This is a genomic window from Streptomyces sp. NPDC043853 (genome assembly GCF_056436025.1).
In genome coordinates this window covers 113,317-129,752 of record NZ_JBWKDJ010000013.1, presented here as the reverse complement: position 1 = coordinate 129,752, position 16,436 = coordinate 113,317, and the positions used below count along the sequence as shown (strand labels likewise).

The 16,436-nt window shown below is 74.7% G+C and carries 14 protein-coding genes; 3 read left to right on the top strand and 11 right to left on the bottom strand.

Annotated elements, in window-relative coordinates; translation table 11 throughout:
* Nucleotides 1-14 precede the first annotated feature (14 nt).
* The 4 genes from AC067U_RS29060 to AC067U_RS29045 form a co-directional block, all read right to left on the bottom strand.
* Nucleotides 15-1,382: a pyridoxal phosphate-dependent decarboxylase family protein gene (locus AC067U_RS29060; protein WP_478832756.1), complete on the bottom strand. Its 1,368-nt coding sequence runs from the start codon at nt 1,380-1,382 to the stop codon at nt 15-17.
* 148 nt (nt 1,383-1,530) lie between these two features.
* Nucleotides 1,531-3,471, bottom strand: a complete 1,941-nt coding sequence (locus tag AC067U_RS29055; RefSeq protein ID WP_478832755.1) for a S41 family peptidase — start codon at nt 3,469-3,471, stop codon at nt 1,531-1,533.
* 122 nt (nt 3,472-3,593) lie between these two features.
* Complete coding sequence (locus AC067U_RS29050; protein ID WP_478832754.1) at nt 3,594-3,908, bottom strand: DUF6191 domain-containing protein; 315 nt, start codon at nt 3,906-3,908, stop codon at nt 3,594-3,596.
* A 131-nt stretch (nt 3,909-4,039) separates the two neighbouring features.
* On the bottom strand, nt 4,040-5,329 hold the full coding sequence (locus AC067U_RS29045) for an ATP-binding protein (protein WP_478832753.1): 1,290 nt from the start codon (nt 5,327-5,329) through the stop codon (nt 4,040-4,042).
* Between the two features lie 229 nt (nt 5,330-5,558).
* Between AC067U_RS29045 and AC067U_RS29040 the strand changes: the two genes are divergently transcribed.
* The 3 genes from AC067U_RS29040 (at nt 5,559) to AC067U_RS29030 (ending at nt 9,535) form a co-directional block, all read left to right on the top strand.
* On the top strand, nt 5,559-7,055 hold the full coding sequence (locus tag AC067U_RS29040; RefSeq protein ID WP_478832752.1) for a glycosyltransferase family 39 protein: 1,497 nt from the start codon (nt 5,559-5,561) through the stop codon (nt 7,053-7,055).
* 644 nt (nt 7,056-7,699) lie between these two features.
* Entirely contained in the window at nt 7,700-8,575 is an 876-nt protein-coding gene (locus AC067U_RS29035) for a trypsin-like serine peptidase (protein WP_478832751.1), read from the top strand.
* 78 nt (nt 8,576-8,653) lie between these two features.
* A complete protein-coding gene (locus AC067U_RS29030) occupies nt 8,654-9,535 on the top strand; it encodes a DUF6923 family protein (protein WP_478832750.1) in 882 nt (293 codons plus the stop codon).
* Between the two features lie 8 nt (nt 9,536-9,543).
* On the opposite strand, the gene AC067U_RS29025 is transcribed toward AC067U_RS29030, so the two are convergent.
* The 7 genes from AC067U_RS29025 to AC067U_RS28995 form a co-directional block, all read right to left on the bottom strand.
* Nucleotides 9,544-10,023: a hypothetical protein gene (locus AC067U_RS29025; RefSeq protein WP_478832749.1), complete on the bottom strand. Its 480-nt coding sequence runs from the start codon at nt 10,021-10,023 to the stop codon at nt 9,544-9,546.
* The gene (locus tag AC067U_RS29020; RefSeq protein ID WP_478832748.1) at nt 10,020-10,514 is read right to left on the bottom strand and encodes an NUDIX hydrolase; all 495 of its coding nucleotides are present in this window, start codon (nt 10,512-10,514) and stop codon (nt 10,020-10,022) included. Before AC067U_RS29020 ends, AC067U_RS29025 begins: the two co-directional genes overlap by 4 nt.
* A gap of 152 nt (nt 10,515-10,666) precedes the next feature.
* Nucleotides 10,667-12,358 (bottom strand): apolipoprotein N-acyltransferase, encoded by a 1,692-nt coding sequence (gene lnt / locus AC067U_RS29015; RefSeq protein ID WP_478832747.1) that lies wholly within the window; start codon nt 12,356-12,358, stop codon nt 10,667-10,669.
* A gap of 198 nt (nt 12,359-12,556) precedes the next feature.
* Entirely contained in the window at nt 12,557-13,081 is a 525-nt protein-coding gene (locus AC067U_RS29010; protein ID WP_478832746.1) for a hypothetical protein, read from the bottom strand.
* 150 nt (nt 13,082-13,231) lie between these two features.
* Entirely contained in the window at nt 13,232-14,428 is a 1,197-nt protein-coding gene (locus AC067U_RS29005; protein ID WP_478832745.1) for a YncE family protein, read from the bottom strand.
* Nucleotides 14,429-14,505: 77 nt separating this feature from the next.
* Nucleotides 14,506-15,153, bottom strand: a complete 648-nt coding sequence (locus tag AC067U_RS29000; protein WP_478832744.1) for an ankyrin repeat domain-containing protein — start codon at nt 15,151-15,153, stop codon at nt 14,506-14,508.
* Nucleotides 15,154-15,320: 167 nt separating this feature from the next.
* Nucleotides 15,321-16,361: an FAD-dependent oxidoreductase gene (locus AC067U_RS28995; RefSeq protein WP_478832743.1), complete on the bottom strand. Its 1,041-nt coding sequence runs from the start codon at nt 16,359-16,361 to the stop codon at nt 15,321-15,323.
* Nucleotides 16,362-16,436 lie beyond the last annotated feature (75 nt).

The window sequence follows — 16,436 nt, the reverse complement described above, 5'->3', positions numbered from 1 at the left end:
GGGACGGGGGCCGGTCAGACGTCGGCCGCGGCGCGGCGGATCGCGGCGAGCGTGCGGGACACGTCCTCGTCGGTCGTGGACCAGTTGCTCACCGAGATCCGCATGACGCGGCGTCCGTGCCAGACGGAGCCGCTGATCCAGGTCGTCCCGTCCTCCAGCAGCCGGGCGATGACCCGGTCCGTGCGCGCCTCGTCGCCGAACTCCGCACAGACCTGCGTGAACACCACGTCGTTGAGCACCCTCGCGCCCTCGATCGCGGAGATGCCGGCGGCGAACGCGCAGGCGTGTCCGCACAGTCGCCCGACCAGGTCGGCCACGCCCGACCGGCCCAGCGACCGCAGGGCGGCCCACACGGTGAAGGCGCGGCCGCGCCGGGACAGCTCGGGGACCTTGTCGACGGGGTCCCCGCGTTCGTCCTGGATGAGGTAGTCGCCGCGCAGGCCCATCGCCGCCCGGAGCGCCGCCGGGTCGCGGACGACGGCGAGGCCGCAGTCGTAGGGGACGTTGAGGGTCTTGTGGGCGTCCGTCGCCCAGGAGTCTGCGTCCGCGCAGCCCGCCGTGAGGTGCGCGTACGCCGGGCAGGCCGCCGCCCACAGCCCGAACGCTCCGTCGACGTGCACCCAGGCGCCGGCCTCCCGGGCGGCCCGGACCGCCTCGGGGAAGGGGTCGAAGGCGCCGGAGTGGATGTCCCCGGCCTGCAGCACCACGAGCGTGGGCCGCGGCCCACCGGCGGCCAGGGCCCGCCGCAGCGGTCCGGGCTCGATGCGTCCCTGGGCGTCGGCGGGGACGAGTTCGGGGCGGCCCAGGCCGAGGTAGCGCAGGGCCAGGTCGACGGCCATGTGGCGGTCCGCGCCCGCGAGGACGCGGACGCCCGGCCCGCCGGCGAGACCGTCGCGGGCGGGGTTCCGGCCGACGCGGCCCAGCACGTCGTCGCGCCCGGCGGCGAGGCAGGTGAAGTTGGCCATGGTGGCACCGGTGGTGAAACCGACCGCGCTCTCCCGCGGCAGGCCGAGCAGGTCGAGCAGCCACGCGCCGGCGATGTCCTCCACCGCCGTGTGGGCGGGCGAGACGGAACGCATCACGCAGTTCTGGTCCCAGGCGCTGACCAGCCAGTCCGCGGCGAGTGCGGCCGGTTCGGTGCCGCCGACCACGAAGCCGTAGAACCGGCCGCTGGGGAACGCCGTGAGCCCCGGCTCACAGGCCGTGGCCAGCAGGTCGACGACCTCGGCAGGGCGGGCGGGACCGTCGGGCAGTGCGGCACCGAGTGCGCGCACCACCTCGTCGACCGAGGCGCGGGCGGGAATCCGGCAATCGGACAGACCGGCCAGCCAGCGGACGGCGTGCTCGTACGCCTGCCGGAGCGCGGCCTCGCGCTCGTCCATACCTCGGACTATCCGCCGGCCTCCACCGCCACGCAAGCCACGCGGCCACTGCCTCGCAGGTCAAGCGGTGCGCCACGCCCAGCGGTGCGCCAGGCCCAGCGGTGCGCCACGTCCGCGGCCCACCGCTGGGGTCACGACCGATCCACCCTCAGTTGAGCTGAGCGGTCATGCTCGCGACGAGTTCTCCGGCGGCGAAGCCTTCCACCCGGGCCGACCGGGCGGCGCCCGCCTCGGGGACGGTGACGTCGGCCTGACCGTCGGAGAGGTCGACGGAGGCGCGCGGGCGCTGGTCGACGTAGACGTCCAACCGGTCGATGTTGGTGGTCTTGACCTTGAGCCGCAGGGCATCGCCGGCCGCGGTCGCGTCCGTGATGGCCACGCCGTGCGGTTCGACGCCCTTGAGGATCTGTCCGGCGCGGTCGAACAGGTCGGCGTTGCCCTCCAGCAGGTCGCGGCGGGTCATCCGGTGCGTCTCGTCGGGGGTGATGCCGAGGTCCTCCACCGGGGTGCCGGAGTTGGCGCCGACCCGCAGGGTGCGGCGGATCGACACGCGCATGCCGGCTCCCTTGGGCAGCGGCACGTACGGTGTGTCCGGTTCGTCCTCGAGGAGGTCGACGAGGAGCTTGTGCTCCCAGACGTTGGCGCCGCCGGCCCCGGTGTTGTCGTCGGTGCCGAGTACGGGGCCGATCCGGTGGTCCTGGAATCCGGCGGCGAAGATGTCCGTGGCCGAGTAGCAGCGGGCGTTGGTGATGAGGACGACCGGGCCGGAGTACTGCTGCCCGATCCGGTTGGCGCCGTCCTCGGGCGAGAGGGGCACGGCGCTGGAGTAGGTCGCACCGATCTCGACGGCCTGCTCCAGGGAGGGCAGCCAGGCTCCCATCTCCTGCGGGAACTTCCGGCAGATCCGCAGGTTGAGCGGGCTGCTGATGAACTGCACCGGCTCGGGGGTGATCCGGCGGGGGGTGAGGGTCTGCAGCGCGAACTCGGCGTTGAAGATGACACCGCCGCCGTTGTCCCGGACGTCGAGGATCAGGCCGCGGTCCGGCATGCGCTGGAGCAGCCGGACGAACTCGGCGAGGAACCCTTCCACGTCGCGGTCCATGAAGGTGAAGATCCGGATGTAGCCGAAGGTGCCGGAGGAGGTCTGCACCTCCTGCGCCCGGAACACGTCGGGCTTCGAGGTGGGGATCTCACCGGCGCGTACCTCGGGGGCGGCCTCGCCCGCTTCGAGGGCCCTCTTCCGGGCGAGGACCTTCGGCGCGAACAGCATGACCTTGGCCCGGTTGGCCTCGTCCATGTCCAGGTCCAGGCCCTCGGCCAGCGCGGTGCCCATCGGCGCCCGCGCGTCGCCGCGGAACGCCGGGAGGGCGATGTTGTCCACGATCCGCCAGATCTCCCGCAGCTCGCGCTGGGTGCCGCCCGCGTCGACGTAGCTGACGGTCACCCATTCCTCGAACGGGGGAAGGTGCATGCGGAGCGGCCGCAGGGTCAACGACTGGACCCCGCGGCTGCGGCGGGCGGGCGGGTTGCTGCCGGCGAAACGGGCCGCGTTGAGCTCGACGGCCTTGGCGACGGGGATGCCGCTCCAGTGGGTGATCTCCACGCCGGGCTCGAAGCCCGGGGCGGTGAAGCCCTGCGCGACATGCGTGACGATGAAGTGCTCGGCTCCGCCCTCTTCGTACCGGTCGACGAGGAACGGCAGGAAGGCCACCTTGCCGGAGTAGGGGGCGGGGAGCAGGTAGTTGGTGTGGAGGTCCCTGAAGGAGTGGAAGATCTCCGACATCTCGGCGTGGAACATCCACTCCGCGGGCATGGTCGTCCGGGTCTGCCGGTCCAGCCGGCGGCGCAGCAAGCGCAGGCGCTGCAGGGGGTTGACCGCGTGCATCGCGGTCTTGAGCGGCAGGTGGACGTAGTTCTGCTCCAGCATGAGCAGTGCCTGGTCGACGATGAGCCGGCGCTCGTCCAGCGTGAGGGTGCCCGCTCCGGCGAGGAACTCGGTCAGCCCCGTGGACGCGGCGAGGTGTGCGCGGACGGGTGGGGCGGCGCGGGGGATGAAGTCCGGGGCAGAGGTGTCGGCGGGGTGTGACATCGTGCCTCCCGATGTGGGGACGGATCTCTGGGCTCCGGTCCCGGTTATCGGGCGGCCCCTCGCGGCACCTGAGCGGCCCGCGCCTCATTCCCCTGAACGGACGTGCGGGCGCCGACGCGGGGTCAGGGCGTGCCCGGGAGGCGGATCACCGCCGTACCGGAGTCGAGGTCCACGCGGGTGCGCGGCGGGGCGCCGTCCTCCTCGTCGTCCCGCATGACCAGCGCGCTCCGCCGCTCGCGCAGCTCGTTCTGCTTGCCCGGCGAGAAGCTCGCGTGGAGCTGCTCGAACCCGGTCGAGGAGATCTGGCCCTGCCGCCCGTTCCACCGCCACGGCAGCACGCCCGCCCGGCCGGCGCGTACGAGCGCCTGGTCGGCGAAGGCCATCGCCGTCAGCAGCAGCGCCAACCCCGGCAGGGTCATGAAGACGACGAATCCCATGGCGCGAGCGTATGCCACCGGCCCCCGGGCCCCGGGCCCGGCGGCCCCTGGCCTGAGGCTGAGGGCTGAGGCCAGGGGGCGGGGCCTGGACGGAGCGGGGTCGGGCCGAGTCGGGCCGGGTCGGGCGGGGCTCAGACCCGGGCGTGGGCGGTGATGTCCGCCTTGAACTCGCCCGTCATGGCCGGGGTCACGGTGGGCCGGCACTGGGCGGCGGCCGCCAGGTAGTCCTCCGTGGTCGCGCCGGGCGGTATCGCGGAGACCGAGCGTGCACCGACCGCCCCCAGGTCCCGTTCGAAGGACACCTGTGCCGCGATCCGTGCCGCGTGCTCGATGTCCGCCGGGGTGAACAGCTCGGTCGCCCCCACCAGCGCCGCCACGTCGACGTCCGCCCGGCCCGCGGTGTAGCGGGACCAGATCGCCGCCCGCGCACCCGCGTCGGGCGTGCCGATGGGGATCAGGTAGTCGAAACGGCCGGGCCGGAGGAACGCCGGGTCCAGCGAACGGATCGAGTTGGTGGCGCACACCAGCAGCCGCTCGCCGCCCTCCCGGAAGCCGGGGATCAGCTTGAGGAGTTCGTTGGTGACCCCGTGGATGCCGCCGGGCTGGGCCGGCTCGGTGCGGACCGGCGCGATCTCCTCCACCTCGTCGATGAAGACCAGCACCCGCTCCAGCTCCGCGATCCGCGCGAACGCGGTGCGCAGCGCGGCCGCCAGGTTGCCCTCGTCGGCGAGCCGGGACGGGAGCAGTTCCACGAACGGCCAGCCGAGCCGGGAGGCGATGGCCCGGGCGAAGGTGGTCTTGCCGGTGCCGGGCGGACCGAAGAGGGTGATGGCGCGCGGCGGCTGCACGCCGTGCTGCGCGGCCCGCTCGGGTTCGGCGAGCGGCAGCACCACGCGGCGTTCGATGAGGTCCTTCTCGGTCTCCATCCCGGCGACCTTGACCCACAGGTCGTTGGGCAGGAAGCGGCCTCCGAGGTCGTCGAGCAGGCCGGCCGCGGGCCCGTGCAGCGGCTCCGTCTTCTCGAAGTAGGCGACGGCGGGCTGCCGGGTGTAGCCGGCGTTGAGGAGGCCCTCGCCGAGCAGGTCCTCCTCGGGAAGCACGTAGGCGATCCGGCCCACCCGGGCGGCGATCAGCCGCCGCTCCAGCTCGACCAGCAGCGCGCTGGCCAGCCCGCGGCCGCGCCAGCCGGAGGCGATCGCGATCCGCATGACCCAGGCCCGTTCCCCGGAGACGGTGGCCAGGGCGGCCCCGATCGGCACCCCCTGGTGCACGGCGACGACGGCGGGCTGCCGGTCGGTGAGGGCGCTGATGCACTCGGCGAGCGAGAACACGGACTCCTGGCCGAGCTCGGCCGTCGTGTCGATCAGGTGGACGACCGCGGCGAGATCGCTCTCGCGGTAGTCGTGGATGAGCCAGTTCACCAGGTACCGCCCCTCGTTTCCGCGCACCCGGGCGCCCAAGGCCCTCGCTCAAGACGCTCGCCGGGGCGCTTGCGTGCGCCGCGGGTGCTGCTCCTGGCGGTGAGGCTAGGCGCGGGGGGCCTGGACGATCACGCTCCGCGGTGCACAACCAGGGGTCCGGAACCCCTCCGTGGCGTCCATAGACTGGTGCCTTCCGCCAAGACGAGCGCACCGAGGACCGGACCGTTTCATGACTTCGCACACAGCCGCGCCCGTGTCCGGGCCCCGGCGCCCCTGGACGGTGTGGCTGATCCCGGCCCTGTGGACCCTCGGGCTGGGCCTGTGGGGGCTGTCCCGGCAGGACAGCGTGTGGCGGGACGAGGCGGCGACCTGGCAGGTGGCGGGCCGGTCGGCGGGCGAGATCTGGCAGATGCTCGGCAACGTGGACGCCGTGCACGGCCTCTACTACCTGTTGATGCACCTCCTCTTCGAGGTGTTCGGCGCGAGTACGGCGACCCTGCGGCTGCCGTCGGTGCTGGCGATGGCGGTCGCGGCGGCGTGCGTGGGCGTGATCGGGCAGCGGCTGGCCGGCCACTGGGCCGGGCTGGGCGGCGGCCTGGCACTCGGGCTGCTGCCGGCCGTGCAGTTCTACCTCCAGGAGGGGCGGCCGTACGCACTGGTCGCAGCGGGCGCCGGACTGTCCACGCTGCTGCTGGTCCGGCAGCTCGGGGCCGCTCGTACGCCGACCCGGTCGCGGACGTGGCCGTACTGGGCGGCGTACGGCACCCTGGTCCTGCTCTGCGCCCTGCTGAACTGGCTGTCGCTGCTCCTGCTGCCCGCGCACGCGGCCACCCTGTGGTGGGTGCGCGCCGGGCGTGCGCTGTGGCTGCGCTGGGCGGCGGCCTCGGCGGCGGCCGTCGCGGGAGCGCTCCCGCTGATCCTGTTCAGCCGGACCCAGTCCGACCAGGTGTCGTGGATACCGCCCCTGACCTGGCACATGATGATCGGCCCCGGGGTGCTGCTGGCGATCGGCGGGCTGTGCGCCTGGCTGGACCTCCGGTCGCGGAGGGCGGACGCGGGCGGTGCCCGGCGGCTGTCCGCGGCCGCGGTCGGGCTGCCGCTGCTGGCGGTGCCCCAGTTGGGTCTGATCGGGCTGTCCCTGTTCCAGCCGCTGTTCCTGGACCGGTACGTGCTGTTCGGCATGCTGGGCCTGGCGCTGCTGATCGGCGCTGCTCTGGGCGCGGGCGTACGGGCCCTGGCCGGGCCGGCTCCGCGCGCGGCGCGGGCGCTGGTGCCGGTGGTGGTGGGCGTGGCGGTGGTCGCGCTGCTGCCGGTGGAGCTGGCCAAGCGGGCGCCCGGCAGCCGGGTCGACGACGTCCTGGCCGTCTCGGCGGAGGTGGACCGGCTGAAGCGGGCGGGGGACGGGGTGCTGTTCGTGCCGGCGGCCCGGCGGGACACCGCGCTGGTCTCCCCCGAAGCCTTCGCCGGCCTCGCGGACCTGGCCCTGGACCGCTCCCCGGTGGCCTCCGGGACCCTGAAGGGCGAGGAGGGGGACCCGGCGGGGATCCGCGCCGCGATGCTGGGCCAGCGGCGGATCCTGCTGGTCACGGACGCGGCGAGGGTGGCGAAGCCGGCTTCGGCGGCGCGGGACCGGATGAAGCTGGCGGTCCTTCGCGAACGGTTCACCGTCGTGGCGGACGAGCAGGTCCGCGGCCGCCGAGTCACGCTCTACGAGCGCAAGCCCTGACCCGTCCCCGGCGGCGCAGGCCATGGCGCGGCCGGCTCCTGCGGGCGTGTGCCCGCACCCCGACCTCCTGCCGTTGCCACCCCCGCAGCGGGTGCGGTCAGGCCCGCCGGCCCCCGCCCCCGCAGGGGTGTCGGCCGATGCCACGGCCGTGGGGCGGGCGCGCCGACCCCTCGCCGCCGTGTGGGCAGGCTTGCCCTACCCCGCCACCATAGGAGGGTGTCGGCTGTTGCCACGGTCGCGGGGCGGGCGTGCCGGCCCCCTTGCCGCCGCTGTGTGGGTCGGGCGCGCCGGCCCCGTCCCGCCGGCCGTGTGGGCAGTCGTGCCGCTGGGGCGGCACGGGTGGGCACACGGCACCCCGGCCCCGCGAGGGCTCGCGCAGCCACCCCCCGCCCCGGTCCGGCAGCGGTCCGGACCCCGTCCGGGCGGAACTCCCGCTCCGGGCCGTGCCGGGCCCGGCGAAGCCACCGCCCTGGCCGGGCCCGGCGAAGCCACCGAGCTGGCCGGTCGGCGGGGGCACCGACCTCAGCGAGTATCGCCCGCGCGCGGCGAAAAGGCAGGGGCTCGCCAACGCGGAGGGTCGGATTCACAGGTGATTCCCAGGGAACCCGGGGGTCCCGCACAGGTGGGGCGTCGAGGGTCGGCCCATGGATCGCCATAGCCCCCGCCGGCCCAGCTATCGCCCCTGCCGGCCCGGCCATCGCCTCCGCCGCCCCGGCCGAATCGCCGGGCGGGCCGCGCTCGCGATGGTCGCGGTCGCCGCACTGCTCTCGGTGGACGTGCCGGACGCCTCCGCGGCATCGCCGCCCGGGACCACCGCCGGGGCCTCGCCCGGCGCGGTCGCCGACCGGGTCGGCGCCCTCTTCGCGGGCGGACCGGACGGCGGCCACTTCTGCACCGCCTCCGTCGTGCACAGCGCGGGCCGCGACGTGATCGCCACCGCCGCCCACTGCCTCGGCGATGTCACCGGCACCGGCACCGACACCGACACGGGCACGGGCACCGTCTTCGTCCCCGGCTACCGCGACGGGACCGCCCCGTACGGGACGTGGCGGCTCACGGGAGCGGAGGTGGCCCCCGCCTGGCGGCAGACCCGGGACCCGGACGCGGACATCGCCTTCGCCACCGTCGCCCCGCTGGACGGCCGGCGGATCGAGGACGTGGTCGGCGGCTTCCCGGTCGCGCCGGAGCAGCCGGCCGACGCGCTGGTCACGCTCCTCGGCTACCCGAGTTCCCGGGATTCCCCGCTCCGCTGCACCAACCGCACCCGGCTGTGGCGGGCCGGTCAGCGCCGCATCGCGTGCCCGGACTTCAGCGGCGGCACCAGCGGCAGCCCATGGCTGGTGGACGGAGCGCTGGCGGGCGTGCTCGGCGGCCACGAGGGCGGGGGCACGGACCCGGACGTGTCGTACAGCGCCGTACTGGCCGCCCCGGCCCGCGAACTGTTCCCGCGAGCGGGAATCCGGCCGCGCGCGGGCGGTCTGGCATTGGAGGGAACTCCGTGCCGGATACCCGAGCCGTGAGCCCGCACCCGATGTCCCTTGTGTTCGCCTGTGTTCCGGTATCACCGGCACCCGGCACCCAGTGGAAGGGACATGGGCATGAACCGAGGAAGGATCGGGGCGGACCGGAGGAAGAGGCGGTTGCGGCCACTGGCCGCGCTCGGCGTGGTCGGCCTCGTCGCAGGGCTCGCGTCGGGCGTGCCGGCGGCGGCGGATGACGCGCGCGGGGGTCTCACCGCGCGGCCCGCGGCGTGCAACGGGAAGGTGTACGTCTCGTTCGGCAACCCGACCAACGTGTTCGCCACCGCCGTCAGCAGACCGGGAACGGTCGAGTTCAAGGAGCTGTCCCGGCAGACCACCCTCTACAACGCCCTCGGGCAGAACTCCCGCGACGGATTCGTCTACGCGACCACGTTCGGCACCGGCGGCAACGTCCTGATCCGCTTCGACCGCCACGGGACCTCCCAATCGCTAGGCCCCATCGCCGGTCTGCCGCCCGCCCTCTACATCTCGGGCACGTTCGACGACGCCGGAAACTACTACGTCCTGGCCGACGACACCGGGGTGATCTACCGGATCGACGTCGTCAGCCGCTCCGTGACGGGAACCGTCGACGTCCCCGAACTCCAGGACCCGTCGCTCGACATCTTCGACATCGCCTTCCGCGACGGCTTCCTCTGGGGGTCGACCGACTCGGGCGCCCTCACCCGTATCGACATCGCCGACGAGAGCGTGGACTTCTTCCCCGGTGTCCTTCCGGGAGGCTCCGACTTCGGCGGCGTGTTCGTCCACCGCAACGGCGACCTCGGCCTCTTCCGCAATGCCGGGCAGCTCTTCCGGCTGCGCGTGGAGGACGCGACCGGAACCGCCCCCCGGTTCACCATCGTGTCGACGCGGACCGCACCGACCACGACGAACTTCGACGCGGCCTCCTGCTTCCCCAAGTCCTCCGGGATCCGCAGGATCCGCAGCTCTGACTGAGCCCCGGGTCAGTCGCGTACGGGCTCGCGTACCGGCTCGGCCCGGAAGGTCTCCGTCATGCTCTCCCGCAGCGTGCGCAGAACTCCCGGGCCGGGACCGTACGCCGGCATGACCGTCAGCGCGTACACCAGGTGCACGAGCCCGAGCGCCACGGCGAGCGGCGGCGCGAAGGGCACCAGCAGGAGCAGGGGCAGGCTGGGCAGCAGGCCTGCCGCCAACCGGAACCCGACCCGGTCCCGGTGCCGCCACCGGCCGCACAGCAGCAGGATCGCCAGGGACGGCCCGCCGAAGGCCGCGGCGAAGCCGGGCATGGCCGTCCACAGCTCGGCGAAGGCCGGGCCGTACGGCCCCTCCTCCATCCCCGCCATCCCCAGTGCGCCGATCGTCCAGCCCACCGGGAACACCGGCAGGTACAGTGCGGCGCTGAGCAGCGCCCAGCGTGTCCAACGCGGCCGGCGCGGCCGACCGGTCCGGGCCGGTCCGCTCATGGCGTGCCCCCGTCCGGCGCGGCGGCCGGCTCGAACCAGGTGGGCTCGTCCTTGAGGGCCTGCCGGATCCGGTGGGCGGCGAACTGGGGCAGCAGCGGCAGGTCGTCCACCGGGAACCAGGCCACCTCCAGTGATTCGGCGTCGTTGACCCGGGCCTCTCCACCCGTCGCCCGGCAGCGGAAGGTGGTGTCCAGGAACTGGCAGACGTCTCCGTTGGGATAGGTGATGGGCGCGAGCATCTCGACGAGCACCACCCGCTCCGCCTCGCACCGGACGGCGGTCTCCTCGTACACCTCTCGCACCGCGGTCAGCGCGGGCTGTTCGCCCGGCTCGACGATCCCGCCGATCACGGACCACTTCCCGGTGTCCGCCCGACGGCCGAGCAGCACCCGGCCCTCGTCGTCGAAGACGACGGCGGTCACGCCGGGCAGCAGGAGCAGTTGCCGCCCCGCGGTGGCGCGGATCCTGCGGATGTACTCGGGGGTGCTCATCCCCCGACCCTACGCGGTGACCGGTGCGCCGCCGCGAACGCCCCGCGCGGCCCGGCCTGCCACGGCCGACCGGCCCGGCCGCCCGGCGCCACCGCCCGGCGCAACCGCCCGGCGACCGGCCCGGCCGCCCGGCGCGACCGCCCGCAGTGCCCCTACGCGGCGGTGCCCCGGGAGCCGCGGGAGCCGCGGCGGCGTACCGCCAGGAGCACGAACCCGGCCGCGGCGACGGCGAGGAGGGCGTACTCGGGCGCCGGGCCCAGCCGGGTGGCCGGGGTCTCGCCGGAACGCAGCGGGATCCGGGTGACCAGGGCGTCCGGGGTGAACATCTCGGTCTGCGCGACCACCTCGCCGTCGGGCCGGATGACGGCGCTGACGCCGCTGGTGACCGGGACGAGGACGGTCCGGCTGTGCTCGACGGCCCGGATCCGGTCCATGGCCAGCTGCTGGTAGGTCATCTGGGAGCGGCCGAAGGTGGCGTTGTTGCTGGGGACCGCGATGACCTGGGCGCCGGCCCGGACGGTGGAGCGCACGGCGTCGTCGAAGGCGGCCTCGAAGCAGGTCACCATGCCGACGCGGCTGCCGGCCATGTCGAAGACGCCGGGCTCCTTGCCCGGGCCGAAGTCGCGCCGGACCCGGTCCACGTCGGAGTTGAAGAGCCGGACCACGGACCGCATCGGGATGCGCTCGCCGAAGGGCTGGATCTTCCGCTTGTCGTAGGTGGTGGTGGGGCCCTTGACCGGGTCCCAGAGGATCATGGTGTTGCGGAGGGTGGGCCGGTCCTCGGGCGCGAGGACGGAACCGATCGCGACGGGCACCCCGATCGCCTTGACCGCCTTGTCGATCACCTCGTACGCGTCGCGCTCGGCGAAGGGGTCCAGGTCGGAGGAGTTCTCCGGCCAGACCACGAAGTCGGGCCTGGCGGCCCGGCCGGCTTTGACGTCCTCGGCGAGCTGCACGGTCCGCTTGGCGTGGTTGTCGAGGACCTGGCGGCGCTGCGAGTTGAAGTCGAGGCCGAGCCGGGGGACGTTGCCCTGGATGACGGCGGCGGTGACGGTGCCGTCCTGGGCGCTGTCGGAGACCAGCGGCCGGGCGGCGAGGGCCGCGCCGAGCGGGGCCGCGACGCCGAGGGCGGCGAGGACGGCGCCGGCCCGGCGGGGGTGGGCGCGGGCCGCGCGCAGGACGGCGTACAGGGAGAACCCGCACAGGGCCACTGCGAAGGACAGCAGCGGGGTGCCGCCGAGGGCCACGAGCGGCACGAACACGCCGTCGGCCTGGCCGTAGGCCAGCTTGCCCCAGGGGAACCCGCCGAACGGGACCCGGGCCCGGAGCGCCTCGCCCGCGATCCACACCGCGGCGGCGAACAGCGGCCAGGCGGGGAGCCGACTGACCAGCGCGATGCCGAGGCCGGTGAGGCCGATGAAGACGGCTTCGAGGGCGGACAGCGCGAGCCACGGCACCGGGCCGACCTCCTCGCCGGTCCACACGAGCAGCGGCAGCAGGAAGCCGAGGCCAGCGAGCAGCCCCAGGCCGAAGCCGGCGCGGGCGCGGCGTCCGTGGAGGCAGCCGGCGAGCAGGGCGAGAGCGAAGGGGGCGAGCCACCACAGGGGGCGCGGCGGGAAGCTCAGGTAGAGGAGGCCGCCGGAGAGCGCGGCGCCGGCGGCGCGGAGCAGGACCGCCGCCCGGCCGGACCGCACGCGGTCCGCGAGGCTCCCGCCGGGCCGCGCGGTGGCGGGGGCGTCGGTGGCGGGGGCGTCGGTGGTCGCGAGGGCGTCGGTGGTCGCGGGGGCACCGGACGGGGGCTGCGGCGGCTCGTTGTCGACCACGTTGGTGGCACTGCTGCTCATTCGCGGAGTGTACGTCGCCGGGCTGTGCGGCCCGAAGCGCGGCGCCCTTCGCCCGTTGCCTGCCGTGTGCCGCCTGCCTTGCCCGTCGCCTGCTGCCGCGCCCGTCGCCTGCTTTGCCCGTCGCCTGCTGCCGCGCCCCGGCGCCTGCCCAGCCTGTCACCTGCTGCCGCGCCCGGCGCGGCCGTCACCCGTGCCGCGTCACGGCGCGAGGGCGCGGAGGTGGGCGCGGATGACGCGGACGCCGTTCTCCGCGTCGTCGACCGTCACGGTGAAGAACTTCCCGTCGTCCAGCCGGAGCCGCAGCGCCTCGCCCCGGCGGACCACCACGCAGGTGCCCTTCTCGGGGCGCCAGCGCAGCCCCCAGCCGCCCCACTGCTGCGGGGTGACCTTGGGCACGAACTCGGCCGCGCTGATCTCGGCGAGCCGGATCCGGCGGCGCGGCAGGCCCATGTGCCCGCAGCGCACCTCCACCGCTTCGGAGTCGACGGTGACGTGGACGTGGACGAAGGCGAGGGTGCCGTAGAGGATCAGCAGGCCGACCGCCAGACAGCCGACGACGGCCATGACCATGGCCACGGTGCCGGTGGCCCAGGAGGAGCCGACGGCGAGTGCCACGCCGAGGACGATGCAGGCGACGCCGACTCCGGCGAGCAGCCATTGCCCGCGGTTCTGCGCACGGCCGGTCCACAGCGGGCCCGGGGGGTGACCAGGGTGACCCGTCATGATTCGCAGCGTACTCAGCTTCCGCACGCACGCCACCGCCTCTCGGCCACTTGGTGCAGGGGCCGACAACCGCCGTCTGCCCGGATGCACCCCGGCCAAACTCGGGGCCGGACCCGGCCCTGAGCCGCCGGAAAGGCCCTGGTACCGCAACTAGAGCACGGCGATGCCCAGCGGGCGGGTGCCGGCCGGCAGGCGGCGGCCGCCGCCGTCGACGAGGTCGACGACGGTCAGCCCGTTCCAGTAGCCCTCGCGGGTGTAGCCGCCCGTGACGTACGCCGTCCGGCCGTCGCGGGACACGGCCACGTCCTCGTGCGGGCCGTCCAGCGGGTGGACCCGCTCGGTGCCGTCGGGTGACCTGACGGTCAGCGAGGGGCCTTTGCCCTCCTCCACGGCGCCGGTGCCGACGACCAGCAGACGGCCGTCGGCGGTCAGGGCGGTGCCGTGCTGGTGGGTGTCGGCCGTCATCGGCTGCACGTCGATCCTGCCGCTCCGGGGATCCACCACGGCGAGCCGCTCCCCTTCGAACGGCAGCAGCAGTCGGCCGTCGCGGGGGCGCACGACCGCGTAGTGCGGTTTGAGCCAGGAGGCGAGTCCGCCCTCGGTGCCGTACGGGGCGACCTCGATGCTGCGCGGCGCGAGGGTGTCCGCGTCGACCACCGTGACGTCGAAGGAGTCGTGGCCGGTCACGTACACCTCACCGCCGTCGACGGCGACGTCCACGTCGAAGGGGCGCCGACCCACGGGCACGGTGGCGGTCACCTTGCGGGTGGTGGTGTCGATCACCTCGAGGACGCCCCGGCGCCCGGGGACGTTGACGCCCACGTACGCGCGCGAGCCGTCGGGCGAGAGCGCGATGCCCATGCCGCCGCCCCGGTACTCGCCGGTGTCGGCCGGGCCGGTGTCGGTGCCGGTGCCGGTGCCGGTGCCGGTGCCGGTGGTGTACGGGATCCGGGTCACCCGGGTGCGGGTGCGGGTGTCGACCACCGCGACGCCCTCGGCGGTGGCCACCCAGGCCAGGCCGTCCGGGCCGACGGCCAGTCCGTAGGGCGCGGTGCCGACGGGGACGGAGCCGGCCGGGCCGCGCCGTGGATCGACGAAGGTGACGGTGTCGGCGCCGAAGTCGGCGACCAGGAGGGTCCCTTCCGGCGTGGGGCGGCCGACGGACAACGGGGTTCCGGCGGGGGTGGGCGATACGGGGGTGGGCGATGCGGGGGCGGGCGAGGCGGGGGCGGGCGAGGCCGTGGCACGCGTGCCACCGCCCTCGGTGCCGGTGCCGTTACCGGTGCCGGTGCGGGCCGGGCTGCAGCCACCCAGCAGTGCGGCGACGACGGGAACGACGACGAGCACCGCGCGCGACCGCCCGCGTGCCCCGACCGAAGCCCGGCGGGTCCGGTGGGGCCGGCGGGGCCGGTGGGGCCGGCGGGTCACCGCGCGCCCCCACGGGTGTGACCGGACCCGCCGGACCCGCCGGACTCCTGCTGCGCGGCGCGCAGGAGCCGGGCCAGGCCGTCGAAACCGCGCCGCACCGCGTGCTCGTGCGCCGTCACGCCCTTGGAGTCGGCGAGCCACGGGTCCGCTCCGGCAGCGAGCAGCAGCCGGACGACCTCCTCGTGGCGGAAGTCGCCGTCGCCGAGGATGACCGCCTCCAGCAGTGCGGTCCAGCCGAGCCGGTTGACGTGGTCGACGTCGATGTCGGTCTCCGCCAGCACGGCCCGCACGTAACCGACGTGTCCGCGTTCGGCGGCCGGGATGAGGGAGATCCCGCCGAACCGGTTGCGCTGCGTCAGATCGGGCCCTGCCGTGAGCAGGACCCGCATCATGCGCACGCTGCCGGTGACGCCGGTGACCAGCCAGGGGCTGTCCTCGCGGGCGTCGGGGGCGTTCGGGTCGGCGCCGGCGGCGACCAGGGCCTCGGCCACGGACACGTGGTCGCCGAGCACCGCGAGCAGCAGCGGCGTACGGCGGTCCTCGTCGCGGGTATCGGGAGCGGCGCCGGCCACGAGCGCGGCGCGCACCGCCGCCGTGTCCCCGGCCTTGGCGGCGTCGAGCAGCAGTCGGTCGTGCGGGTTCATGCCCTCCATCGTGGCCCGGCCGGGAGCGACGGCCGGTCCCCCCGCCGTCCCTCCCTCCCCACCCGCCCGGCCGACCCGCCCATCAGCTGATCGGCCGATCCGCCCGTCATCCGATCGGCCGATCCGCCCCGGCCGGCAACCGCTGGGTGGCGGGTCGGCGGACGCGGTTACGCCGGGAGCAGGCGGAGCAGCGCGTCGCGCACGGCGGGACGGCGGGCCGTCATGAAGCGGTGCAGGGTGCGGGAGCCGAAGGCGACGCGCTGGGCGCTGCGGCGGCGTTCGGCGTCGTACGCGGCGAGTGCGGCGGGCAGGGCGGTGCGGCCGTGCGCGGCCACGGCCCGGGTCAGCGCCTCGGCATCGAGCAGGGCGGTGCAGGCTCCCTGGCCCAGGTTCGGGGTCATGGCGTGCGCGGCGTCACCGACCAGAGCGGTGCGGTCGCCGTGGACGAAGGCGGGCAGTGCCGGGTACAGGTGGCGCATCCGGTACCTGATCCAGGTCGACGGGTCGGTCTCGGCGAGGATCCTGGGGATCGGGTCGTGCCAGTCGGCGAAGTGGTCCCGGAGCTCCTCTGCGTCGGTGGCCTCGGGGACGGTGGCGTACCAGTTGGTGCGTCCCGACTCGACCGGTGTCATGCCGAAGAACCTGCCGCGGCCCCAGGTCTCGCCGTAGACGCCGGTTTCGAAGCCGGCGATGCCGATCCAGGCGACCGTACCGATCTCGCGCGGGGCGCTGCGCCCGCCGAAGGAGTCCGCGCGGACGACGCTGTTGATGCCGTCCGCGCCGACGACGAGGTCTGCGCCGGGCTCCACACCCGCCCCGCCGAACTGCATCCCGTACTCGACGGAAACGCCGAACGCGTCCAGCCCGTCGAGCAGAACGTCCATCAGCCGGGGGCGGGACACGAGGATCTCCGGCCGGCCCGCCCGGCGTTCGATGCGCTCCAACGGGAGTGCGGCGAGGACCGTGCCGTCGGGGCGTCGGATGCGGGCGTTTCGGTACGGCACCGCTCCGGCGGTGACGGCCGCCCCCAGACCGAGCCGGTCGAGGGCGGTCTGTGCGGTGGGGTGGAGTCCGAAGGCGGTGCCGTACTGCTCGGGCTCCGTACGCCGCTCCAGCACGCGGACCGCCCACCCGGCCCGGCGCAGGCCGATGGCGGTGGCGAGGCCGCCGACCCCGGCCCCGACGACGAGCGCGTTTCCCTGTTCCATGGAGTTCCCTCCCGAAAGGCCGATGACCACCACATCAGTGGTACCACAGGTGGGGTACCACTGATGTGGTGAATC

Bases quoted from the DNA above. Each gene is read 5' to 3' on its own strand.
- AC067U_RS29060 (WP_478832756.1), bottom strand. From the start codon at position 1,382: ATGGACGAGCGCGAGGCCGCGCTCCGGCAGGCGTACGAGCACGCCGTC.
- AC067U_RS29055 (WP_478832755.1), bottom strand. From the start codon at position 3,471: ATGTCACACCCCGCCGACACCTCTGCCCCGGACTTCATCCCCCGCGCC.
- AC067U_RS29050 (WP_478832754.1), bottom strand. From the start codon at position 3,908: ATGGGATTCGTCGTCTTCATGACCCTGCCGGGGTTGGCGCTGCTGCTG.
- AC067U_RS29040 (WP_478832752.1), top strand. From the start codon at position 5,559: ATGACTTCGCACACAGCCGCGCCCGTGTCCGGGCCCCGGCGCCCCTGG.
- AC067U_RS29035 (WP_478832751.1), top strand. From the start codon at position 7,700: ATGGATCGCCATAGCCCCCGCCGGCCCAGCTATCGCCCCTGCCGGCCC.
- AC067U_RS29030 (WP_478832750.1), top strand. From the start codon at position 8,654: ATGAACCGAGGAAGGATCGGGGCGGACCGGAGGAAGAGGCGGTTGCGG.
- AC067U_RS29025 (WP_478832749.1), bottom strand. From the start codon at position 10,023: ATGAGCGGACCGGCCCGGACCGGTCGGCCGCGCCGGCCGCGTTGGACA.
- AC067U_RS29020 (WP_478832748.1), bottom strand. From the start codon at position 10,514: ATGAGCACCCCCGAGTACATCCGCAGGATCCGCGCCACCGCGGGGCGG.
- lnt (WP_478832747.1), bottom strand. From the start codon at position 12,358: ATGAGCAGCAGTGCCACCAACGTGGTCGACAACGAGCCGCCGCAGCCC.
- AC067U_RS29010 (WP_478832746.1), bottom strand. From the start codon at position 13,081: ATGACGGGTCACCCTGGTCACCCCCCGGGCCCGCTGTGGACCGGCCGT.
- AC067U_RS29000 (WP_478832744.1), bottom strand. From the start codon at position 15,153: ATGAACCCGCACGACCGACTGCTGCTCGACGCCGCCAAGGCCGGGGAC.
- AC067U_RS28995 (WP_478832743.1), bottom strand. From the start codon at position 16,361: ATGGAACAGGGAAACGCGCTCGTCGTCGGGGCCGGGGTCGGCGGCCTC.